Raw genomic sequence first — 21,256 nt, forward strand, 5'->3', positions numbered from 1 at the left:
TCTGCGCCGGAATTACTCGGCGTCGGTCTCGGCTTCCTTCTTGGGCTCTTCCTCACCGTAGTAGCCGCTCTCGGGGCGGATATCGATGTTGTAGCCGGTCAGACGTGCGCACAGGCGGGCGTTCTGGCCCTTGTTGCCGATGGCAAGGCTCAGCTGCTGGTCGGGCACGGTGACGCGGCAGGAACGGGTCTCGCCGGGCAGCAGCTCCACCTTGACCACCTTGGCAGGGCTCAGGGCTGCGGAGATGAACTCGGAGATATCCTCGCTCCACTTCACGATATCGATCTTTTCGCCGCCCAGCTTCTCCACCACGGCAGCCACGCGGGCACCATGCTCACCGATACAGGCAGAAACAGGGTTGACATTGGGGTCCTTGCTCCACACAGCCATCTTGGTGCGGGCACCGGCCTCGCGGCTGATGGCCTTGACCTCCACAGTGCCGTCAAAGATCTCGGGCACTTCCAGCTCGAACAGGCGCTTGACAAGGCCGGGGTGGGTGCGGCTGATCATGACGCGGGGGCCGCGCTCGGTGCTGACCACGTCCACAACGTAGACCTGCAGGGTCTCGCCCTCGGTATAGACCTCGCCGGGCACCTGCTCGTTGCGGGGCAGGACGGCCTCGCCGCCCTTGCCCAGATCCAGAGCAACGATGCCCTTCTCGGGGTCAACGCGGGTGACGGTGGCCTGCACGATGTCGTGTGCGCGGGACTGGATCTCGCTGAGCTGCTGGCTGCGCTCGGCCTCGCGGATACCCTGACGGATGACATGCTTTGCAGTCTGTGCAGCAATGCGGCCAAAGTCCTTGGTCTTGAGCGGGGTGATGATGCGGTCGCCCACCTCGTAGGTCTTGCGGATCTTCTGTGCCTCGGTGATGCCGATCTCAGAATGCTCGTCGTACCAGTCCTCATCAGCCACAACGTCCTGGATCAGGGCCACATCAAAGCGGCCTGCGGCGGGGTCGATATCCACCTTCACATGGTCTTCCTCCACCTCATAGTTCTTCTTGACGGCAATGATGATCGCCGCCTTGATCTTCTCGATCAGGTACTCTGCGGTGATGCCGCGCTCATGCTCCAGCATGGAGAGAGCTTCAAAAAATTCATTGTTCGCTGCTGCCATTTTTCGGGTTCCTCCTGTAATTTTTGTTCTCTTTTCTCTGGTATGACCCTCTCCGTCACGGCTTGCACCATACCGCCCTGTTCCCCTTCCGGCACGGCTGTGCCCGGTCGCCGAAGGCGGGCTGAGAGGGTCTTCAAATATCAGTCAAACAGGTTCTCATCATCGCACAGGTTCACGCTGGCTGCGGCGTTCACCTCAAAGGTGACAGCGCCTGCATCAGTGTCCACCGTGACGGTGCTGCCCTCGCGGCCTGTCAGGATACCGGCAAACTCGCGCACGCCGTCGGCGTTCGGGCGAATGAGCTTTACCCGGACTTTCTGGCCCTTGAGGGCCTCGTAGTGCTCCGGGCGGGTGAGCCTGCGGCCAAGGCCGGGGCTGCCAACTTCCAGATAATAGCTCTGGTCGATGGGGTCTGCCTCATCCAGAATGGGGTCCAGCGCATGGGAGACATCCGCGCAGGTGTCCGTGTCCATGGTGCCGTCCTTATCGATGAGCACGCGGAGATACCAGTCCGGACCTTCCTTTTCAAAAACCACGTCCCACAGGCGCAGGCCCATGCCCTCCACGGTGGGGCGGACAAGCGCTTCGACTCTCTGGGCGGTGTTGCCGCCAGACTGCTTCGCCATAAAAAACCTCCATACAAACAAGAAACGCGGACCTTGCGGCCCACGTTTCAGGTTAAACTATATCGTACTACTAGAATATACCATACATCCCGCGATTATGCAAGCATTTTCGCAGATTTTTTTCGCCGCAGAGTCTTTTACAGCACCCAGACGCCGTCCCGGAACAGCTCCACGGTGCGGCCATCGCGGCATTTGCCGGTGATATGGCTGTCCTCGGCACCGATCATCACATCCTCATGCAGATGCGACTGGTTCATGCCGCGGGCCAATAGCTCCTCTTTGGAAAGCGCCGTGCCGCCCTTCGTGGTGCCGGGATAGCTGGCACCAAAGGCGATATGACAGGCGGCGTTCTCGTCAAACAGAGTGCTGTAGAACAGCTTTCCGCTGCGGTTGATGGGGCTGCTTGCAGGCACCAGTGCCACCTCGCCGATGCTGCGGGAGCCTTCATCCCCGTCCAGCAGACGGCCCAGCAGCAGCTGTCCCTGCTCGGCGTGGTAGTCCACCACCCGGCCCTTCTCAAAGGTGACGCGGAAGTTCTTGATAAGCTGGCCGTTGAACACATAGGGCTTGGTGCCATAGACGACACCCTCCACCTTATCTTTATGGGGCGCAGTGAACACCTCTTCCGTTGGGATGTTGGGCAGGAACACCACACCCTTTTCACTCTTGCTGGCGGCGCTTTCCCACACAGCCTGATCCGCAAGACCCACGGTCAGGTCGGTGCCGTTGCTGCTTTTAAAATGCACGCTTTCCAGATCCAGCGCATTCATTTTGTCGCGCAGGGTAGAGAGCCGCTCCATATGGGCCTGCCACTCGCCCACCGGGTCGCCGCCGGTGACCCGGCAGACGTCAAAGATCAGCTTCCACAAAGCTTCCATGGCGGCGTCTGCGTCCAGCTCCGGGAAGATCTTCTTTGCCCACGGCACGCTGGGCAGGGCCGCAATGGACCACTGCACCCGGTCGTTCATGGTGTATTCCTGCCACTCTTCCATAAAGGCGCGGCGGGCGGCATTTACCCGGCTGATCTTGTTGCCATCCAATCCGGCATACAGCTCCGGGTCGTCCGCAATGAGGTGCAGCACACACACGCCGCCCTCGCTTTCGGCATAGTCGAGATAGCGGCGCAGCTGCCATGGCTTGTGGTCGGTCAGCGCTTCCTCGCTGCCCAGCTCCATGCGGACACGGGACACAGCGTCATCGCTCCAGTTCACCTGCACATCCCGGGCACCAGCTTCGTAGGCGCTGCGCACGCACAGCCGCGCCAGCGGCGCGCCCTCCAGCGGGCAGTTGATGATGAGGGTCTGCCCGGGCTGCGGGTTCACCCCCACCCGGACGATGAAATCGGCATATTTTTTCAGCAGTTCGTCAAAGTTTTCCACGGTAGAACCTCCTGCGGTGTAAAAATCATGTTTTTCTGTTTTTCAGTATACCCGGTACAAGCCGTTCTGTCCAGTAAAAAGAAAACAGACACCTCCTGCTGTTGAAAAAGCAGGAAACGTCTGTTATACTGTCTTTTGAGAGTGCTGTCTACATACGGCAGGCGGTCTATGCCTTTTCGGCCCTGCGTCGGGAAGGCGAACATTTTTGTCGTACCCCGACGCTTTGCAGCGAAGGGGGTGATGCTTCATGACGCTTTTAGAAACTCTGGCTCTGCTCACATTGCTTGCAACCGTGAGCTTTGGCATTTTCGATATCGCGTGGAAGATCTTCAATAACAAAAAATGACCGCCCAGCTACCAACTCGTGCGGTCATCTTTTGATTAACCAACCGGAAAGGTACTGACCGTTTGCCAGACAGCACTTTCTTTATTTGTATTATAGCACAGCCCCGCCGAAATTGCAACGGCGGGGCTGTTTTTTATCGCCTGAAAGCGAATTTTTCTCAGAACTCGATCTTGCTCTCGATATAAGCTTTCAGCTCGGAGATGGGCATACGCACCTGCTCCATAGTGTCGCGGTCACGGACGGTGACGCAGTTGTCAGCAGCAATACCCTTGGCCTCGTCGCCCACGGTATCAAAGTCCACGGTGATGCAGTACGGGGTGCCGATCTCGTCCTCACGGCGGTAACGCTTGCCGATGGAACCGGTATCGTCGTAATCCACCATGAAGTACTTGCTCAGCTCGTTGCGGATCTCCATGGCCTTCTCGCCCAGCTTCTTGCTCAGGGGCAGCACGGCGCACTTGTAGGGAGCCAGAGCCGGATGCAGATGCAGCACGGTGCGGATATCCTCCTTGCCCTTGCTGTCGGTCAGGTGCTCCTCGTCGTAAGCCTCGCACAGGAAGGCCAGCGCCACACGGTCGCAGCCCAGAGAGGGCTCGATGACGTAGGGGATGTAGTGCTCGTTGGTCTCGCTGTCGAAGTACTCCAGGCTCTTGCCGGAAGCCTCCTGATGGCGGGTCAGGTCGTAGTTGGTACGGTCTGCAATGCCCCACAGCTCACCCCAGTCGGTGAACGGGAAGGCGTACTCGATATCGGTGGTAGCGCGGCTGTAGAAGGCCAGCTCTGCAGGCTCGTGGTCACGCAGGCGCAGGTGCTCCTTCTTGATGCCAAGGCTCAGCAGCCAGTTCTCGCAGTAGTCCTTCCAGTAAGCGAACCATTCCAGATCGGTGCCGGGCTTGCAGAAGAACTCGCACTCCATCTGCTCAAACTCGCGGGTGCGGAAGGTGAAGTTGCCCGGGGTGATCTCGTTACGGAAGGCCTTGCCCACCTGACACACGCCGAAAGGCAGCTTGCGGCGGGTGGTGCGCTGGATGTTGGCAAAGTTGACAAAGATGCCCTGTGCGGTCTCGGGACGCAGATAGCAGGTGGAAGAGCTGTCCTCAGTGACGCCGATGGCGGTCTTGAACATCAGGTTGAACTTGCGGATGGGGGTGAAGTCATGCTTGCCGCAGACGGGGCAGACGATGTCCTCATGCTCTGCGATGAAGGCATCCATCTCGTCAAAGCTCATGGCATCCACATTCACCTCGGGGTGCTCCTCACCGATCAGCTTGTCGGCGCGGTGGCGTGCCTTGCAGGCGCGGCAGTCCAGCAGGGGGTCCGAGAAGCTGGACACATGGCCGGTGGTCACCCAGGTCTGGGGGTTCATGATGATGGCCGCATCCAGACCCACATTATAGGGGCTCTCCTGCACGAATTTCTTCAGCCATGCCTTTTTGACATTGTTCTTGAACTCGACGCCCAGCGGGCCGTAGTCCCAGCTGTTGGCCAAACCGCCGTAGATCTCGGAACCGGGGAACACATAACCACGGTTCTTGCAGAGATTGACGATCATATCAAGGGTCTTTTCGCTCTGTTCCATTGTAGTACATCCTTTCCGTCCGCGGCTGGTTTGCCGTGTCGTTGTTGTATCGTTCCGGCAGCTTTCCCCACTGCCGGGCGTGCTTTTCAAAGGGAAAGCACAGTACCTTTACTGTACCATGTTTTGCGCCGCTTGTAAAGCCGAAAACCGGCCTGCTTTGGGGAACAGACCGGTTTTTGCACTTATTTATGGTATTTCATTCCTGCATTGATGGTGCAGGCACGGTAGATCTGCTCCGTGAGCACAAGGCGGGCCAGCTGGTGGGGCATGGTGATGCGTCCCATGCTGAACTTGAGTGCAGCCGCCTTTTTCACCTCATCGGACAGGCCGTGGGACGAACCAATGACGAATGCCACGTCCCCTGCCCCGCTGTTCGCGCGGTCCGCAAGGAACTGCGCCAGCTCGTCGGAGGAGATCTGCCTGCCTTCAATGCACATGGCCACGATGGCAGCACCCTTGCGCACGTTGGACAGGATGGCTTTGCCCTCCTTGTCCAGTGCCTTTTTTACCACGGCATCGGAAGCGTTTTTCTCTTCGATCTTCTCTTCCGGCAGTTCAATGATGCGGAAGGACGCGAAGGCGGCAAGACGCTTCTGGTACTCGGCCACGCCCTCGGCGAAATATCTGGCATTCAGCTTGCCCACACAGATCAGGTCGATGTTTTGCATTGCAGTTTCCTCTTTTATATCGAAATGATTTAAAATTGTCTCCGCTTCGCTCTGACAATAATGGCGGAATTTCCATTTTTATTTTCGTGTTTGTCGCGGCCTGCGGGCCGCTCCAAACACATTTTCACGGGTGGGGTCGCTGCCGGAAAATGCATTTTTCCGCTGCACGACGGCTGCAAGCCGACAGCAGCAAGATGCCGTTTGCCGTTGCGGCCTTTCTTGTGAAAAGGCAAATTGGAAAAATCCGCAGATTTTTCCAATTTGCAATCCTTAAAATCAACTTCCGCTGAGAATGGCAGAGCGAAGCGGAGCCATTTCGCAATAAAAAACGTTTTACAGCAGGCTCATCTGCTCGCCCTCGTCCTCGGCGCGAATCAGCGCACCGGTGGCGGGCAGGCTGCGCACCCGGTAGCGGTGGGGGTTCGCCAGCTCCAACGTGTCCGCCGGCACCACCGAAGCGATGGTCTGGTTCTTTTTCAGGGTGACCACCGCCACGCCCTGACTGTCGCGAGTGGCCTTTGCGGCGATCTGTGCCGTGCCCACCAGCAGCATCCGGCTGGCGCTGGTGCGGATGGCAAGCTCGGTCTCCTCCGGCAGGAACAGCATCGTTGCCAGCGGCTCCTTGTCGCAGTAGGCTTTCAGAAGCTTGCGGCGGTTTTGCTTGGTGGCGTAGGAGCTGAGGGGGATCTTGGCGCACTTGCCGCTGGCAAAGAAGAACAGCATAAAGCCGCTGTAATCGCCGGTGATGACCATGCTCAGCACATTTTCGCCCTCATCCATGCCCAGACGGCCCGGGATGAAAATGCCCATCTGGGCCACCTTGCCGTCCTCCAGCTCAGCCAGACGCACCTTGTACACCTGCTGCTTGTCGGTAAAGAACAGCGCCTCCACGTTGTTGCGGGTCTCTACCTGCTGGATGATCTCGTCTCCCTCTTTCAGCTTGTGGGCACCGGCGGTGCGCAGGCTCTGGGGCGGGATCTTTTTAAAGTAGCCCTCCCGGGTAAAGAACACGGTCACGGGATAATCCGGCACAGCCTCCTCCTCGGCAGAGCCGTCCTCCTCCGGCAGGTCGTACAAAATCTCGCTGCGGCGGGGCTGGCCGTATTTTTTCGCTACATCGTTCAGTTCATTGATGATGATGCGGCGAATGCGGGCGGGCTTTGCCAGCACATCGTTCAAATCGGCGATGTCCTTTTCCAGCTGTTCGATCTCGCCGGTGCGCTTGAGGATGTATTCCCGGTTCAAATGGCGCAGCTTGATCTCCGCCACATAGTCCGCCTGCACCTCGTCGATGCCAAAGCCGATCATCAGGTTGGGCACCACCTCGGTCTCCTCCTCGGTGGTCCGGATGATGTGGATGGCCTTGTCGATATCCAGCAGGATGGCGGCAAGACCCTGCAGCAGGTGCAGGCGCTTTTCCTTGCCGTGCAGGTCATAATAGGTGCGGCGGCGCACGCATTCCACGCGGAAGGCCGTCCACTCCTTCAAAATTTCCCGCACGCCCATGACCCGGGGCTGACCGGACACCAGAATGTTAAAGTTTGCGCTGAAACTGTCCTCCAGCGGGGTGGCCTTGAACAGCTTCGCCATCAGCTTGTCGGCGTCCACGCCGCGCTTGAGGTCCAGCGTCAGCTTCAGGCCGTTCAGGTCGGTCTCGTCACGCATGTCGCTGATCTCCCTGACCTTGCCGGTCTTGACCAGCTCTGCGATCTTATCCATGATGGCCTCCACCGTGGTGGTGGGCGGGATCTGGGTCACCTCGATCATGTTTTCGCCGGGCACCACGTTGTAGCGGGCGCGTACCTTCACGCTGCCGCGGCCGTTCTCGTAAATTTCACGCATCTGCGCTTCATCGTACAGGATCTGGCCGCCGCCCACAAAGTCCGGGGCGGGCATAGTGGTGGAGATGTCGTGCTTTTCATCCTTCATCAGGGCCACGGTGGTGGCGCACAGCTCTGCCAGATTGAAGGAGCAGATGTTGCAGGCCATGCCCACCGCGATGCCCAGCGTGTTGTTGGCCAGAATGGTGGGGAATGTGACCGGCAGCAGGGTAGGCTCGGTGGTGGTGCTGTCGTAGTTGGGCACAAAGTCCACGGTCTCCTTGTCGATATCCCGGAACAGCTCCTCGCACACGCCTTCCAGCTTTGCCTCGGTGTAACGGGCAGCAGCGCAGGACATATCGCGGCTGTAGGCCTTGCCGAAGTTGCCCTTGCTGTCCACAAAGGGCACCAGCAGGCTCTCGTTGCCGCGGCCCATGCGCACCATGGTGTCGTAGATGGCGGCATCGCCGTGGGGGTTCAGGTGCATGGTGCTGCCCACGATGTTGGCAGACTTGGTGCGTGCGCCCTTGAGCAGGCCCATCTCGTACATGGTGTACAGCAGCTTGCGGTGCGCCGGCTTGAAGCCATCGATCTCCGGCAGTGCGCGGCTGACGATGACGCTCATGGCGTAGGGCATATAGTTGGTTTCCAGCGTGCGGGTGATGGGGTCCTCCAGCACGCTGCCCGCGTTCAGAATTTCAACGCCGTCGCCCAGCTGCGGGCGCACCGGCTTTATAGCTTTCTTGGTCGATTTTCTAGGCATCTTCTAACCTCTTGACGATTTTAAATGGGCGCCGCTCTCGCTCTGCCCATATTCAGCGGAAAATATTTTTTATTTTTGCAGCTCAGGATGGCCTGCGGGCCATCCTGAGCCGCTCTTTCACCGATGGAGCCGTTCCGGTTTTCTGCATTTTTCCCTTAAAATGCCGTGACCCGTTGGGGCCTTCTTCGTGAAAACGTGATTTGGAGCAGCCCGCAGGCTGCGACAAATCACCAAATTAAAATAACGTTACCTCTGTCATTGCCAGAGCGCAAGCGGAGGCAATTTAAAATCATCAGCTCACATCCAGATCGTCCAGATACTCTGCGCCGTGCTGTGCAATGTGTTCCTTGCGGCCTGCAAGGTTATCACCCAGCAGGATGTCGAACACCTGCGCGGTCTGCACCACATCGGTAGGCATCACTTTAATAAGGCGGCGGCTCTCCGGGTTCATGGTGGTCAGCCACATCATCTCAGGGTCGTTCTCGCCCAGACCTTTGGAGCGCTGGATGGTATATTTTTTCTCTCCGATCTCTTCCAGAAAAGCGGCCTTTTCCGGTTCGGTATAGGCAAAATAGGTGCGCTCCTTCGTGGTGATCTCGTACAAAGGCGACTCGGCGATATACACATAGCCCTTCTCGATCAGGGTCGGCGTCAGGCGGTAGAGCATGGTGAGCACCAGCGTGCGGATCTGGTAGCCGTCCACATCGGCATCGGTACAAATGACGATTTTATTGAACCGCAGGTTGTCGAGGTTAAAGGTCGCCAGCTCCTTGTTGTGCTTGCCGCCCAGCTCCACGCCGCAGCCCATCACCTTGATGAGGTCCACGATGACGTCCGACTTGAAGATGCGGGCATAGTCCGCCTTCAGGCAGTTCAGGATCTTGCCGCGGATGGGCATGATGGCCTGATACTCGCTGTCCCGGCTGGACTTGACCGCGCCCATAGCGGAATCGCCCTCCACGATGTACAGCTCCCGGCGGGAGGCGTCCTTGGTGCGGCAGTCCACGAACTTCTGCACCCGGTTGGCAAGGTCGATCTGGGTGGACAGTGTTTTTTTGATGCTCTGGCGCGTTTTTTCCGCATGTTCGCGGCTTTGTTTGTTCACCAGCACCTGCTGGCAGATCTTCTGGGCCTCCTCCGGTTTTTCCAGAAAATACACTTCCAGATAGTGCTTGAGGAAGTCGGTCATGGCCTGCGAGACGAATTTGTTGGTGATGGCCTTTTTGGTCTGGTTCTCGTAGCTGGTGCGGGTGGAAAAGCTGGAGGACACATACACCAGACAGTCCTGCACGTCCTGAAAACTGATGGCGCTCTCGCCCTTTTTGTACAGATTCTTTTCCTTCAGGTACTTGTTGATCTGGTAGACAAAGGCGGTGCGCACCGCATGCTCCGGGCTGCCGCCGTGCTCCAGCCACGAAGAGTTGTGGTAGTATTCCAGCAGCTGCACCTTATTGGAAAAGCAGAAGGCGGCGCTCATGCGCACCTTATAGTCCGGCTGGTCTTCGCGGTCCCGGCCCACCGCCTCGCTCTCGCAGCTGAACACCGGGGTCAGGGTGTCCTCCCCGGCGGTTTCGGCCACATAGTCCGCAATGCCGTGCTCATAGCACCAGCTCTCCTTCCAGGGCTTGCCGGTGGCAGGGTCTTTTTCCTTTTCATCGGTAAAGTTGAGGGTAAGCCCTGCATTGACCACGGCCTGACGGCGCAGCACATCCTTATAATAGCTGCCGGGCACATCAATGTCGGTGAACACCTCATCGTCCGGCTTCCAGTGGATGATGCTGCCGGTGCGGCGGCCCTTGTATTCCTCTTTGTGCAGGCCGCCCACGTTCTCGCCCTTTTTAAAATCAAGGTGATAGTGGCAGCCGTCACGGTAGATATCCGCCGTCATCCACGCAGAAGCATACTGGGTAGCGCACAGACCCAGACCGTTCAGGCCAAGGCTGAACTCATAGTTATCCTCGCCTTCGCCGTACTTGCCGCCTGCATACATCTCACAGAACAGCAGCTCCCAGTTGTAGCGGCCCTCGCCGTTGTTCCAGTCCACAGGCATGCCGCGGCCAAAGTCCTCCACGATGACGCTGCCGTCCTTGCAGCGGGTGACGTTGATGGTGTCGCCGTGGCCGTCCCGGGCTTCATCGATGGAGTTGGAGACGATCTCAAAGATGGAGTGGGCACAGCCCTCCACGCCGTCCGAACCAAAGATGACGGCCGGGCGCTTGCGCACACGGTCGGCACCTTTCAGAGAAGTGATGCTCTCGTTGCCATATTCCTGTTTTTTTGCCATGCTGCTCCTCCCGGCCCCGCTCTCTTTTAAAAACCGGAGCCGTCTTGCTTCAAATCAAAACGCCTTTGCTCTTTTTGCTTATATATAAGTATACGCAAGAGTAAAGAGCAAAAGCGCCTGTGTTCTTTTTCTATTATTAAACCATAGGTTGTTAATCTTGTCAAATGTTCTTTGCGCATCCTTTTGCTCTCCTTTCTGTTCAAAAAAGTCGTTCTTATTTTGTGCGATAAAGCGACCAAAATTAAGAAAGTTTTAATTTTCTTGAAAAAATTTGAATTTACCCCTTTACAAAATCGAAATTTCAGGTATAATAATCATCGTCCGGTGCGCCTCTGTAGCTCAGTCGGTAGAGCAGGGGACTGAAAATCCCCGTGTCATTGGTTCGATTCCGATCGGAGGCACCAGTCAAGGAAACCCAGCAGGGTTTCCGAATATGCGGCCGTAGCTCATCTGGTAGAGCGCCACCTTGCCAAGGTGGAGGTAGCGAGTTCGAGCCTCGTCGGCCGCTCCATAACGGAGCAGCAAAAGTTGCTCCAATATGGCCCGGTAGCTCAGTTGGTTAGAGCACCAGCCTGTCACGCTGGGGGTCGTCGGTTCGAGCCCGATCCGGGTCGCCACCAAGAAAGCGCAAGCTTTCACCTACTTTGAAACTTGTTTTCAGGGCATCAGAAATGATGGGTGCAAGGTAAAATGCACCGAATATGCGGCCGTAGCTCATCTGGTAGAGCGCCACCTTGCCAAGGTGGAGGTAGCGAGTTCGAGCCTCGTCGGCCGCTCCAATGGAGTGGTATTCATCACTCCCTATATGGTGACGTGGCCAAGTGGTAAGGCAAGGGTCTGCAAAACCCTCATCCACCAGTTCAAATCTGGTCGTCACCTCCAAAAGATTCCCGGAAGCTTCGGCTTCCGGGATTTTTTGTTTTGCGCTGTTCCTGCCGGGGGCAAGGCCTGTGACTGTTCAACCCACCTGTGTATCATAGGGATTTTTGAACAGTAGCCCTTGCCGGGGAGTGGGACGATTTAAAATGTGCTCCGCTGCGCTCTGCACATATTCAGCGGAATGATTATTTTTATTTCGCGTTTGTCGCGCTCTGCGGAGCGCTCCAAACGCTATTTTCACAGAAGGGCTGCAATGATTAAAAGTGCGGTCTGAATTGCAAATGCCGTTTTCCTCCACGACCCCTCCCGTGAAAAGGGGATTCAGAAAAGCCCGCAGGCTTTTCTGAATCCCGAATAAAAAAACTAATTCCGCTATTTATGCGCAGAGCGCACGCGGCGCGCATTCCAAACCGTTCTCTCAGAACCGCAGCCGCATCTGATACCACACCACCCCGCCGTGGGTAGAGCCGGAAACGCCCTCGTTCACAAAGCCGAACTTGGCGTAATAGTGCAAAAGCTTTTCCTTGCAGGTCAGCACCAGCCCCCTGCGCCCCTGTGCGCGGGCATCTGCAATGGCCCGCTGCAGCAGCAGCCCGGCGTAGCCTTGGCAGCGGCAGCGCGGGAGGGTGTTCACCCCAAAGATCATCTGCCATGCGCCGTTTTCATCATGCAGGGCGGCATCTGCGTACATCGCATCGGTCAGGTCGGGCGTGTCGGTGCAAAAGCCGTCCACAAAGGCCGCCAGCTGCCCATCCTCAAACAGCAGCCAGAAGTGGTTTGCATAGTGTGCCAGCCGCCCGGCAAATTCCTCTGCCGTGGCAGCCTCCGCTGCCGGAAAACAGGCCGCCTCCACGGCGGCAATGGCAGGCAGGTCATCCATAGTCGCGTTGCGGATCTCCATGGTATTTCCCCTTTTCTTTTTTCTATTCAGTGTACCACAGCCGCCGCGCAAAGGCAAAGTGTTTGCATCTGTTCCCTGTCCGTGCTACAATGGCTATACTGCTATAGAAAGGAGCTGACGCCATGCCCACCGAAAACCATACCACCCTCACCCCGGATACGCCGGTGCGCTACCTGAAGGGCGTCGGCCCCAAGACCGCCGAGCGATTTGAGAAGCTGGGCATCGTGACGCTGGCCGACCTGCTGTGCCACTACCCCCGCAGATATATCGACTTCACGAAGCCCTACTCCATCGCAGAGGCCCCCGCCGATGTGGAATGCGTGGTAAAGGCCGAGGTGTTCGCAAAGCCCGGCGGGCGCATCCTGCCGGGCGGGCGGCGGATGGAGCGCCTCACCGCCGGGGACGATGTGTCCAGTCTGGAGATCACATGGTTCAATAACCCCTATGCCGCCCAGAAGCTGCAGCTGGGGCAGGAATACTATTTTCAGGGCATCGTTACCGGCGGGATGCTGCGCCGCCAGATGGTCAACCCGCAGGTGCGCACAGCCGAGCAGATCAAGGCTTCTCCTTTTGAAGCCGTCTACCCCCAGACTGAGGGCCTGACCAGCAATGCCATTGCCAAATGTGTGCGTCAGCTTCTGCCCCACGCAGAGCTGCTGCCCGACCCGCTGCCGCCGGAAATGCTGGCAAAATACCGTCTGCTCTCCAAGGCAGATGCCGTGCGGGCCATCCACTGCCCTGCCACGGAAGAGCAGGCCTATGCCGCCCGGCGGCGGCTCATTTACGAAGAGCTGCTGGTGCTGCAGCTGGGCATTGGCCGGATGAAAAACCGGGGTGCTGCTGCCACCGGTGCCCCCATGCAGCTTGCCGACCCGTCCCCGTTCTGGGCCAGTCTGCCCTTCTCCCCCACCGGTGCCCAGCGCCGGGCCGTGAGCGAGATTCTGGCCGACATGGCGGGCCAGACCTCCATGAACCGCCTTTTGCAGGGCGATGTGGGCAGCGGCAAAACGCTGGTGGCGGCTGCCGCCATCTGGGCGTGCATCCGGGCGGGGTATCAGGCTGCGCTGCTGGCCCCCACCGAAATTCTGGCCGCCCAGCACGCCGAGGGCCTGAACCGGATGCTTGCCCCCTTCGGGATGCGGGTGGCCCTGCTGACCGGCGGCATGAAGGCCGCTGCACGACGCACCACGCTTGCCGCCATCCGCAACGACGAAGCCGACCTTGTGGTGGGCACCCACGCCATCCTCAGCGAGGGCGTAGAATTTGCCCGGCTGGGTCTTGCTGTCATCGACGAGCAGCACCGCTTTGGGGTGCGGCAGCGCGGGATGCTGGCCGAAAAAGCCGCGAACCCGCATCTGCTGGTGATGAGCGCCACTCCCATCCCCCGCACGCTGGGCCTGCTCATCTATGGCGACCTGGACATCTCCATTCTGGACGAACTGCCGCCGGGCCGCACACCGGTCAAGACCCGATGCATCACCGGCAAAAAGCGGCGTGACCTCTATCATTTTCTTGATCAGGAGATCGGCAGAGGGCGGCAGGTGTATCTGGTGTGCCCGGCCATTGAGGATGTGCCGGACGGCGGGCTGAACGCCGTCAAGAGCTACTACGAGGACATTGCCAAGGCCCTGCTGCCGGACCGCCGGGTAGGCCTGATGCACGGCAAGCTGAAGCCCAAGGAGAAGGCCGCCGTCATGGAGGACTTCAAGGCCGGGCGTCTGGACGCACTGGTGTCCACCACCGTCATTGAGGTGGGCGTGGATGTGCCCAATGCCAGCGTAATGGTGATCGAAAACGCAGAGCGCTACGGCCTGAGCGCTCTGCACCAGCTGCGCGGCCGCGTGGGACGCGGTGCTGCGGAAAGCTGGTGCTTCCTTGTCAGCGACAACCAAAGCGAAAACGTACAAAAACGGCTGAAATTTTTGTGCAGCACCACGGACGGCTTTGCGGTGGCGCAGTACGATCTGGAGACCCGCGGCCCCGGCGACTTTTTCGGCAGCCGCCAGCACGGCCTGCCCACCCTGCAGATCGCCGACCTGATGAACGACACCCGCACCCTTCACGCCGCCCAGAGCGAGGCCGCCGCCATGCTGGCAGAAGACCCTCTGCTGGAAGCGCCGGAGCACGCACTGCTGGAACAGCAGGTGCAGCAGATGTTCGAGAAAGCCGGAGCCATGAACTGATCCGGAGTTTTTTGCGCACAAACAGCATCAAATGCAAAAGCCGCTGCACGGCTGGTGCAGCGGCCCCTGTTATCGAACGGAACGCTTTGCGTGCCGTTCGCCCATGCTTATCACATCGCAGAACACGCAGCGGCTTTTGGTGGAAAGCTGGGTATCCTTATGATAGCAGCCAAAAAACCACTGGTCGTAGGTCAGCTTCAACAAAATTTTATCCAGAAAACTGTGCAGCTGGTTGTTCTCGCCGCTGGCAAGGGCGGTAAAATCCAAAAATCTGCTTGGCGCATCGTGGGTCAGCACATAATCCACTTTGTAATCGCAGGCTGCAAGGTTCTCCTCACAGAAGGCGTATTCCTCATCCGAGGGCATTTCTTCCTTCCACCAGTTCACGCCGGGTTCCCGGTCCTCCCGGTCCTGACTTTCCGCACCGCCAAAGCACAGATACTTTTTTCCTTCCAGTTCCAGCACGCTGCCGCGGCACACATGGTACACATTGCCGCCCAGTGCCTGCACCTTGCCGCCAAAGCGTTCCTCGGTGGGATACTGCTTCAAAAGATCATAGTTTTCGTGGCTGCCGTCCAGAAACAGCAGGGTATACGGGCGCTTGCGCAGCCAATCCAGCTTTTTCTGTTCCTCCCTGCTGCCGTCCCACACAAAACCAAAATCGCCCAGCACCACCACGGTGTCCCGTTTGCCCAGCCAGCGCAGCTTGCCGTGTTTGAAGCGGTCGATGTCGCCGTGGGTGTCCCCTGTCAGATATACCATTCCTGTCCTCCCTGACCGGATGTGAAATCGGCACAATAAGCCTTGTCACACCCCGCTAAACCTGTTATTATAAAGAATACAGCCTTCCGCTGTGATCTCGTTCTTACCCGGCGCACTGCGCTTGTGCCGTGCTGCCTGTTGTTTTATATTATCGCTTTTTAAAGGAATTGTCCACATGAAACGTATTTTTGCACTGGTTTTGTCGTTCGCTGTCCTGTTCAGCTGCCTGCTTTTGCCTGCCGGCGCTATGTTCGACCCCACCCCGGTCTATCAGGTGCAGGCGCAGAGCGCCTACATCGTCAACACTGACACCAACATCATCGTCTACGATAAGGACAGCGCAAAGCAGGTACCGGCCGGCGGCCTGACCAAGTATATGACCGTCGCCCTGCTGCTGACCAACTACGCCGACCATCTGGACGACACCTTCCAGATGCCGTTCGCCATTTCGGATTATGTATACAACACCAACAACGCCGACATGCGTTCCAACGAGACCTTCACTTACCGGGAAGCCGTCTACGCCATGCTGACCCGCAACGCCAACGAAGCCGCCATGGGTCTGGCCTACGCCCTTTCCGGCGGCGATCTGGCCGGCTGGGTGAGCCAGATGAACACCCTGTCCCAGCGCATCGGCACCACCCACAGCACATGGACCGATGCCTGCGGCATCGACAGCGGCAATGTGACCTGCGCCGTGGATATGTACCTGATCCTGCGCTACCTGATGAGCTTCGATGCCTTTGCCGAAATCTCCGGTGCTCCCACCTTTACGATGCCCGCCAAGGAAAAGCACCGGTCGTCCTCTATTCTGGTCAGCCAGAACGCCGCGCTGAGCAAATCCAGCGGCGGCAAATACTACCGCAGCGCCATGCAGGGCGGCATGTGCGATGTGACCGCCTTTAAAAACGACAGCGGCCGCCAGAGCTATGTTTCATGGGCCAACAAGGACGGTGCCACCTATATTTTCTGCGTGATGCAGAGCCCCGACACCTGCGACGATTTCGGCTACGCCAACCGCCGCCCCGCCCTGTGTGAGACCGTGAAGCTGATGGACTGGGTGTTCGACAGCTTTTCCATTCAGGCCGCGCTGGACACCGACCTTACGCTGGCCGAGATCCCGGTGAAGTATTCCTCCGACACCAGCTCCCTGCAGCTGTACCCCGCCGACAGCATGATGACCCTGCTGCCCTCCACCGGTGACGGCAGCGTGACCCAGAAATATTTTCACCTGCCGGATGCGGTCAGTGCGCCCATCCAGCAGGGCGATGTGGTGGGCACCGTGGAACTGAAGCTGGCCGGTGAGACCATCGGCGTGGTGGACCTGATCGCCGGGCAGGACGTCAGTCTGAACCCGCTGCTGTTCACGGTGGCCCGGTTCCGGGAGTTTCTGGGCAGTTTGTATCTCAAAGTTGTGATAACACTAAGTATTATCTCTGCCGCAATTTACTTTTTGTGGACGTTCCTGAATGGCTGGAACCACCGCAAGCCCACCAGAAAGATCCACCGCCGCTGAGTTTTGCACCGTTCGGCCGCACTTTGTGGAAAAAGTGACGCAAAAAGCCCCGCCAGCCTTTTCAGGATGACGGGGCTTTTGGTTGCGCCAGCAGGAGTCGAACCTACGATGGGGGAGTCAAAGTCCCCTGCCTTACCGCTTGGCGATGGCGCATCGTGCAAGATATTATACCATATTCTTTGTTTTTCCACAAGGGGAAGGCTCCACTTTTCCGCTTTTGCGGCCATCCTCCGCAGCCTTTTGTGCTGCTTGATTTGTAAAAAAGCGGTTTTTTTCATTCCTGCATCAAAGCCTGCCCGATTTGTTGCACTTTTGTTGCACTCTGTGTGGTAAAAATAAATCTGAATAAACCTCCTCATCCCGACTTTTTCGTCTGCTGCCCTGTGGCGGGGAGACACGAGGTCTGTTCTGGTGTTTCCGCAGTCGGCTGCACCATCCCCCAACTCGTCAGGAAAGTGAGGAGTCCTATGAAAAAGATCCTGAAAATGCTGGTTCTCGGCCTGCTCAGTGCGGCGCTGCTGTGTTGTGCACTGCCCTCCGCCTTTGCCGCAGAGCAAAAGGACGCACAGATCTACACCATTGGTCTGGATGCCATGGGCGGCACCAGCTCTGTTGTAGCCGTTACCACCAACCTGAACGGCAAGCTCAGCGCTCTGCCCGCCCAGCCCACGCTGGACGGCTACACCTTTGATGGCTGGTACACCGAGACGGTGGGCGGCACAAAGGTCACCACTTCAACGGTGTTCACGGGGGATACCACCGTGTATGCCCACTGGACCGTCAAGAGCACCGCCGCTTCCAGCAGCACCAGCACCTCCAAGCCTGCTCAGCCCGAGCAGACGGAACAGGATGACGGCATGACCCTGAGCATCCTTACCGTTGCCGGTGCCCTGCTCACCACGCTGGCCGTGGCTGCCTTTATGTAACGACCTGTTTTCGCCTTACACTTCATCAAACCATCAATCGAAAGGAAGATCCCCCATGTCTGTTATGAAACTGCCTGCTAATTACGCCGTCATCAATGAAGAGGAAATGGTCTATCTGGACGGCGGTGCCAGCGACCTGTACAACGACTTCCTGAATGTGGGCAAGGTGTTCAACGCCATCGCCCGCATCTTCTCGGGTGCAAGCTCCATCATCAACAACGTCAACGTGATCTATCAGTCCTTCCTGACCCTGAGCGACCTGCTGAAGGGCTTCTGAGCGCATCCCGCGTTTTCTGTAATTTTCAAGAACTGTTCTCATTTAGGGGACAGTTCTTTTTGTTTTCATCCATTCTTTCAATCTTCCGCAGCAGCACTCTATTTATTGGAAAATATTTTTTATGATTTTTGCAGATAGATGCATAAAGCGGTCCTTTTTGTTGCGCTTCTGTTGCAGTTTCTGTGATAATATTGTTACACATTCGTGTCAGTATTGTTGCGCATCGTATGCTATCCTATAGATTGTGCGTTTGACTTTTAAATATACGCAGTCCGGTGGAAAGACGGTATCTCAAAACCGCCATTTTCACAACGGAAAATTTGTGTTTGATAACTTTTTTCCGGTCGCTCAGACCATCTTTTGCGGAGAAACAGACCATTATGCCAGACCGTGAACTGCGGCGGATGCGCCGCGCCGAATTAGTCGAGATCATTCTGGCTCTCAAGCAGACCGAGGACAGGCTCCGGGCAGAGAACGCTGCCCTGTCTGCCCAGCTGCAGGAGCGTCAGATTCATATTGAAAACGCCGGTTCCATTGCGCAGGCCGCGCTGGAGCTGAACAAGGTGTTTGAAGCCGCACAGGCCGCTGCGGACGAGTATGTTGCATCGGTGCGCGCCGCAAACAAAAACACCGATGCCGCCGCCAATGCCCTGCGGGCACAGGCTGAGGCCGAGGCGGAGCAGATCCTTGCGCAGGCCCAGACCGAAGCCGCGAACCTGAAGGCCCGCACCCAGAAAGAGTGTGACGAGCAGGCAGAGGCTGCGGCGCGCAGCCGTGCCCAAACCGAGGCCGACTGCAAAGCCATGCTTGCGCGGACCCAGCAGGAGATCCAGCAGCGCTGGGCCGCCTTTGACCGCCGCGCCAGCGAGCTGCTGGACGGCTACCACAGCACGGAGTTCCTGCCGGAGGAGCGTGCCGAAAAATGCGACAAATGAAAGAGCAAAAAATCAAGTTCACGCCCATCCCCTCCACCGCCGAGGTGAAGGCAGAGCGTGACCGGCTGGCTTACCGCCGCCGCTACCTCCGCGTGCTGCGCAGCACGGTGTATGCCCTGCTGGTGGTTGCAGCCATTGCGGTGCTGTTGGCCACCCTGTTTTTGCCGGTGCTTCAGGTCTCCGGCGACAGCATGAACCCCACCCTGCAGGACAAGGACATCATCCTGCTGGTCAAGACCGGCGACATGAAAACCGGCGACCTGTGCGGTTTTTACTGGCAGAACAAGCTTCTGCTCAAGCGTGTTATCGGCCTGCCGGGCGATGTGATCACGCTGGATGAGGACGGCGTTGTTACCGTGAACGGTCAGACGCTGGACGAGCCTTACGTGGACGAGCTTGCCTTGGGGGAATGCGACATCAAGTTCCCCTATCAGGTGCCGGAAAACCGCTATTTTGTGCTGGGCGACCATCGGGCCACCTCCATTGACAGCCGCAGCAGTGTGATCGGCACGGTGGAAAAAAGCCAGATCGTGGGCAAGGTCTTTCTGAGGGTCTGGCCCTTGTCCGGTTTTTCGCTGATGTCCTAGTCCCGGCGGGGCCGGTATTACTTTGTGACAGCAGACGGCACAGCTATAACGCTTACCGCTCTGGTGTGCTGGGTCTGCAGAGTGTGCAGATGCAGAAGGCAGGGCTGCACCCTTCTTACGCAGCGGCAAAGTCATTCCTGCGCTGTATGCGGACCCGATAAAGGAATCAAAAGCAAAAATTGAGAGGAGTTTTTACAAACGATGAAGAAGACGTTCAAAAAACTCATGGCGGCTCTGCTGGCTGTTGCCCTACTGTGCGCCATGGCGGTGCCTGCGTTTGCAGCAAGCGCACATAATAACGGCAAGATCACCATCAACCAAGCAACCGATGGCGAGACTTATACGATCTACCGTATTTTTGATTTGGAGAGTTATGATAAAAGCACCGGCGAAGGCGACCCCGGCCGCTATTCCTACACCGTAAGCCAGAAATGGATCGATGCAGGTTTTACCAACAGCACGGCATTTACGAACTACTTCACTTTGGTAAACAACAAATATGTAAAGGCAAATGATAGCATGGATGCTGCTGCTTTTGCAAAAGCAGCTCTTGCTTTTGCAGAAGAGAAGAGCATTGCCAACGATGGCACTGCTGATGCTACTGGTGGTAAGGTCGAGTTCGCATCCCTGCCTACCGGCTATTATCTGATCAACACCACCGTTGGCACGTTGTGCGCTCTGGACACCACCAATGATACGATCGTAATCGACGATAAGAATGTGCAGCCCACAATCGATAAGACAGTTAAAAACGGTACTGGCGACTACGTTAAGAGCAACGATGCCAGCATCGGCGATAAGGTTGAGTATAAGGTTGTCATCTATGCCAAGAAGGGTGCCACCGGTTATGTACTGACCGATACTATGACCGAGGGCCTGACCTTCAACAATGACATCGCTATTACTGACGACAACAATAAAACTCTGACTTCCGGTATTGATTACACTATGACTTCCGCTGTCGATAGCACTACCGGCGTCACCACTATTACGGTCACTTTTAAACCGGATTACCTGAACACGCTGACTAACGATAGCACCGATATTACCGTCACTTATTCTGCCACTTTGAATAAGGACGCAGTGGTTTATAATGGCACTAACAAGAACACTGCTAAGTTGAAGTACGGTCACGATGCCAAGACCACAACGAGTGAAACCGATACGTACACCTACATGTTCGATTTAGTTAAAACCGACAGCACTAACAAGCTGCTGGCTGATGCAAAGTTTAAGCTGTATGACAGCTCCGAAGGCGGCAACGTGATCAATCTGGTGGCTGATGGTGACAACGCCTATCGTGTTGCAGTTAACGGTGAAGCAGGCGTTGAAATTGTGACAAATGCAGCTTCCAAAATCACGATCAAGGGCCTGAAGAGGGGAACTTACTGGCTGGAGGAAACCAAAGCACCTCAGGGCTACAATGGCCTTACTGCACGTGTCAAAGTTGATTTGACCAGCGGCAATAATGTTGCAACGATGGATAGTACCACCTATGTGTCTGAAAACAATGCCGGTATCCATATCGTCAATAACACCGGCACCACCCTGCCCTCCACCGGCGGCATGGGCACCACCCTGTTCTACGTCATCGGCGGCGGCCTGATGGTGGCAGCAGTGGTCCTGCTGGTCACCAAGAAGCGCATGGAAAACAAGTAATTCTTCTCCCCGGAAAAATCCTATAGCAACAGGAGATGCGGAGGTCT

Annotated in this window: 18 protein-coding genes and 6 tRNA genes; 12 read left to right on the forward strand and 12 right to left on the reverse strand. The window is 57.2% G+C overall.

The annotated features are described in order from the left end of the window. Window positions 1–12: 12 nt before the first annotated feature. From nusA to ACNSPV_RS02625, 9 genes are all read right to left on the reverse strand, one after another. Window positions 13–1,119: a transcription termination factor NusA gene (nusA, locus tag ACNSPV_RS02585; protein WP_249238183.1), complete on the reverse strand. Its 1,107-nt coding sequence runs from the start codon at window positions 1,117–1,119 to the stop codon at window positions 13–15. A 140-nt stretch (window positions 1,120–1,259) separates the two neighbouring features. Next, window positions 1,260–1,745: a ribosome maturation factor RimP gene (rimP, locus tag ACNSPV_RS02590; RefSeq protein WP_348584723.1), complete on the reverse strand. Its 486-nt coding sequence runs from the start codon at window positions 1,743–1,745 to the stop codon at window positions 1,260–1,262. Window positions 1,746–1,882: 137 nt separating this feature from the next. Beyond that, window positions 1,883–3,124 carry an aminopeptidase gene (locus ACNSPV_RS02595; RefSeq protein ID WP_348584722.1) on the reverse strand — a complete coding sequence of 414 codons (1,242 nt, stop codon included), beginning with the start codon at window positions 3,122–3,124 and terminating at the stop codon, window positions 1,883–1,885. Window positions 3,125–3,627: 503 nt separating this feature from the next. Beyond that, complete coding sequence (locus ACNSPV_RS02600) at window positions 3,628–5,049, reverse strand: glycine--tRNA ligase (protein ID WP_097773884.1); 1,422 nt, start codon at window positions 5,047–5,049, stop codon at window positions 3,628–3,630. A 182-nt stretch (window positions 5,050–5,231) separates the two neighbouring features. Continuing rightward, on the reverse strand, window positions 5,232–5,717 hold the full coding sequence (gene rlmH / locus ACNSPV_RS02605) for a 23S rRNA (pseudouridine(1915)-N(3))-methyltransferase RlmH (RefSeq protein WP_339395316.1): 486 nt from the start codon (window positions 5,715–5,717) through the stop codon (window positions 5,232–5,234). A 29-nt stretch (window positions 5,718–5,746) separates the two neighbouring features. Then, window positions 5,747–5,977 (reverse strand): hypothetical protein, encoded by a 231-nt coding sequence (locus tag ACNSPV_RS02610; RefSeq protein WP_348584721.1) that lies wholly within the window; start codon window positions 5,975–5,977, stop codon window positions 5,747–5,749. 73 nt (window positions 5,978–6,050) lie between these two features. Continuing rightward, window positions 6,051–8,300: a DNA gyrase subunit A gene (locus tag ACNSPV_RS02615; RefSeq protein WP_348584720.1), complete on the reverse strand. Its 2,250-nt coding sequence runs from the start codon at window positions 8,298–8,300 to the stop codon at window positions 6,051–6,053. A 292-nt stretch (window positions 8,301–8,592) separates the two neighbouring features. Then, a complete protein-coding gene (locus tag ACNSPV_RS02620; protein WP_339395318.1) occupies window positions 8,593–10,584 on the reverse strand; it encodes a DNA gyrase/topoisomerase IV subunit B in 1,992 nt (663 codons plus the stop codon). Between the two features lie 26 nt (window positions 10,585–10,610). Next, window positions 10,611–10,763: a hypothetical protein gene (locus tag ACNSPV_RS02625; RefSeq protein ID WP_348584719.1), complete on the reverse strand. Its 153-nt coding sequence runs from the start codon at window positions 10,761–10,763 to the stop codon at window positions 10,611–10,613. 149 nt (window positions 10,764–10,912) lie between these two features. On the opposite strand from ACNSPV_RS02625, the gene ACNSPV_RS02630 reads away from it, so the two are divergent. The 5 genes from ACNSPV_RS02630 to ACNSPV_RS02650 all read left to right on the forward strand — a co-directional run bounded on the left by ACNSPV_RS02630 (window position 10,913) and on the right by ACNSPV_RS02650 (window position 11,466). Next, window positions 10,913–10,988: transfer RNA gene (locus ACNSPV_RS02630), tRNA-Phe, on the forward strand. Between the two features lie 31 nt (window positions 10,989–11,019). After that, window positions 11,020–11,095, forward strand: a tRNA-Gly gene (locus ACNSPV_RS02635). Between the two features lie 29 nt (window positions 11,096–11,124). Next, a tRNA-Asp gene (locus ACNSPV_RS02640) sits at window positions 11,125–11,201 on the forward strand. 86 nt (window positions 11,202–11,287) lie between these two features. Continuing rightward, a tRNA-Gly gene (locus ACNSPV_RS02645) sits at window positions 11,288–11,363 on the forward strand. Between the two features lie 28 nt (window positions 11,364–11,391). Beyond that, a tRNA-Cys gene (locus tag ACNSPV_RS02650) sits at window positions 11,392–11,466 on the forward strand. Between the two features lie 415 nt (window positions 11,467–11,881). Here ACNSPV_RS02650 and ACNSPV_RS02655 read toward each other — a convergent pair. Next, window positions 11,882–12,364 (reverse strand): GNAT family N-acetyltransferase, encoded by a 483-nt coding sequence (locus ACNSPV_RS02655; protein WP_339395319.1) that lies wholly within the window; start codon window positions 12,362–12,364, stop codon window positions 11,882–11,884. A 122-nt stretch (window positions 12,365–12,486) separates the two neighbouring features. On the opposite strand from ACNSPV_RS02655, the gene recG reads away from it, so the two are divergent. Beyond that, entirely contained in the window at window positions 12,487–14,547 is a 2,061-nt protein-coding gene (recG, locus tag ACNSPV_RS02660; protein ID WP_348584718.1) for an ATP-dependent DNA helicase RecG, read from the forward strand. Window positions 14,548–14,616: 69 nt separating this feature from the next. Here recG and ACNSPV_RS02665 read toward each other — a convergent pair whose 3' ends face one another. Next, window positions 14,617–15,309 (reverse strand): metallophosphoesterase, encoded by a 693-nt coding sequence (locus ACNSPV_RS02665; RefSeq protein ID WP_348584717.1) that lies wholly within the window; start codon window positions 15,307–15,309, stop codon window positions 14,617–14,619. Window positions 15,310–15,484: 175 nt separating this feature from the next. Here ACNSPV_RS02665 and ACNSPV_RS02670 point away from each other — a divergent pair, with 175 nt between their 5' ends. Next, the gene (locus ACNSPV_RS02670) at window positions 15,485–16,825 is read left to right on the forward strand and encodes a D-alanyl-D-alanine carboxypeptidase (protein WP_348584716.1); all 1,341 of its coding nucleotides are present in this window, start codon (window positions 15,485–15,487) and stop codon (window positions 16,823–16,825) included. Window positions 16,826–16,904: 79 nt separating this feature from the next. Here ACNSPV_RS02670 and ACNSPV_RS02675 read toward each other — a convergent pair. After that, window positions 16,905–16,978 (reverse strand) — tRNA-Gln (locus ACNSPV_RS02675). A gap of 314 nt (window positions 16,979–17,292) precedes the next feature. Here ACNSPV_RS02675 and ACNSPV_RS02680 point away from each other — a divergent pair. From ACNSPV_RS02680 to ACNSPV_RS02700, 5 genes are all read left to right on the forward strand, one after another. Further along, complete coding sequence (locus ACNSPV_RS02680) at window positions 17,293–17,751, forward strand: InlB B-repeat-containing protein (protein WP_249238175.1); 459 nt, start codon at window positions 17,293–17,295, stop codon at window positions 17,749–17,751. A gap of 55 nt (window positions 17,752–17,806) precedes the next feature. After that, entirely contained in the window at window positions 17,807–18,028 is a 222-nt protein-coding gene (locus ACNSPV_RS02685) for a hypothetical protein (protein WP_339395324.1), read from the forward strand. A 380-nt stretch (window positions 18,029–18,408) separates the two neighbouring features. Further along, complete coding sequence (locus tag ACNSPV_RS02690) at window positions 18,409–18,963, forward strand: hypothetical protein (RefSeq protein ID WP_348584715.1); 555 nt, start codon at window positions 18,409–18,411, stop codon at window positions 18,961–18,963. After that, on the forward strand, window positions 18,960–19,550 hold the full coding sequence (lepB, locus tag ACNSPV_RS02695; protein WP_348585165.1) for a signal peptidase I: 591 nt from the start codon (window positions 18,960–18,962) through the stop codon (window positions 19,548–19,550). Before ACNSPV_RS02690 ends, lepB begins: the two co-directional genes overlap by 4 nt. A gap of 201 nt (window positions 19,551–19,751) precedes the next feature. Next, a complete protein-coding gene (locus tag ACNSPV_RS02700; protein WP_348584714.1) occupies window positions 19,752–21,209 on the forward strand; it encodes a SpaH/EbpB family LPXTG-anchored major pilin in 1,458 nt (485 codons plus the stop codon). Window positions 21,210–21,256 lie beyond the last annotated feature (47 nt).

Source organism: Faecalibacterium sp. 3, from assembly GCF_048323735.1.
Classification (GTDB): domain Bacteria; phylum Bacillota; class Clostridia; order Oscillospirales; family Ruminococcaceae; genus Faecalibacterium; species Faecalibacterium wellingii.

Bases quoted from the DNA above. Each gene is read 5' to 3' on its own strand.
- nusA (WP_249238183.1), bottom strand. From the start codon at position 1,119: ATGGCAGCAGCGAACAATGAATTTTTTGAAGCTCTCTCCATGCTGGAG.
- rimP (WP_348584723.1), bottom strand. From the start codon at position 1,745: ATGGCGAAGCAGTCTGGCGGCAACACCGCCCAGAGAGTCGAAGCGCTT.
- ACNSPV_RS02600 (WP_097773884.1), bottom strand. From the start codon at position 5,049: ATGGAACAGAGCGAAAAGACCCTTGATATGATCGTCAATCTCTGCAAG.
- rlmH (WP_339395316.1), bottom strand. From the start codon at position 5,717: ATGCAAAACATCGACCTGATCTGTGTGGGCAAGCTGAATGCCAGATAT.
- ACNSPV_RS02615 (WP_348584720.1), bottom strand. From the start codon at position 8,300: ATGCCTAGAAAATCGACCAAGAAAGCTATAAAGCCGGTGCGCCCGCAG.
- ACNSPV_RS02620 (WP_339395318.1), bottom strand. From the start codon at position 10,584: ATGGCAAAAAAACAGGAATATGGCAACGAGAGCATCACTTCTCTGAAA.
- ACNSPV_RS02625 (WP_348584719.1), bottom strand. From the start codon at position 10,763: ATGCGCAAAGAACATTTGACAAGATTAACAACCTATGGTTTAATAATA.
- ACNSPV_RS02655 (WP_339395319.1), bottom strand. From the start codon at position 12,364: ATGGAGATCCGCAACGCGACTATGGATGACCTGCCTGCCATTGCCGCC.
- recG (WP_348584718.1), top strand. From the start codon at position 12,487: ATGCCCACCGAAAACCATACCACCCTCACCCCGGATACGCCGGTGCGC.
- ACNSPV_RS02665 (WP_348584717.1), bottom strand. From the start codon at position 15,309: ATGGTATATCTGACAGGGGACACCCACGGCGACATCGACCGCTTCAAA.
- ACNSPV_RS02670 (WP_348584716.1), top strand. From the start codon at position 15,485: ATGAAACGTATTTTTGCACTGGTTTTGTCGTTCGCTGTCCTGTTCAGC.
- ACNSPV_RS02680 (WP_249238175.1), top strand. From the start codon at position 17,293: ATGAAAAAGATCCTGAAAATGCTGGTTCTCGGCCTGCTCAGTGCGGCG.
- ACNSPV_RS02685 (WP_339395324.1), top strand. From the start codon at position 17,807: ATGTCTGTTATGAAACTGCCTGCTAATTACGCCGTCATCAATGAAGAG.
- ACNSPV_RS02690 (WP_348584715.1), top strand. From the start codon at position 18,409: ATGCCAGACCGTGAACTGCGGCGGATGCGCCGCGCCGAATTAGTCGAG.
- lepB (WP_348585165.1), top strand. From the start codon at position 18,960: ATGAAAGAGCAAAAAATCAAGTTCACGCCCATCCCCTCCACCGCCGAG.
- ACNSPV_RS02700 (WP_348584714.1), top strand. From the start codon at position 19,752: ATGAAGAAGACGTTCAAAAAACTCATGGCGGCTCTGCTGGCTGTTGCC.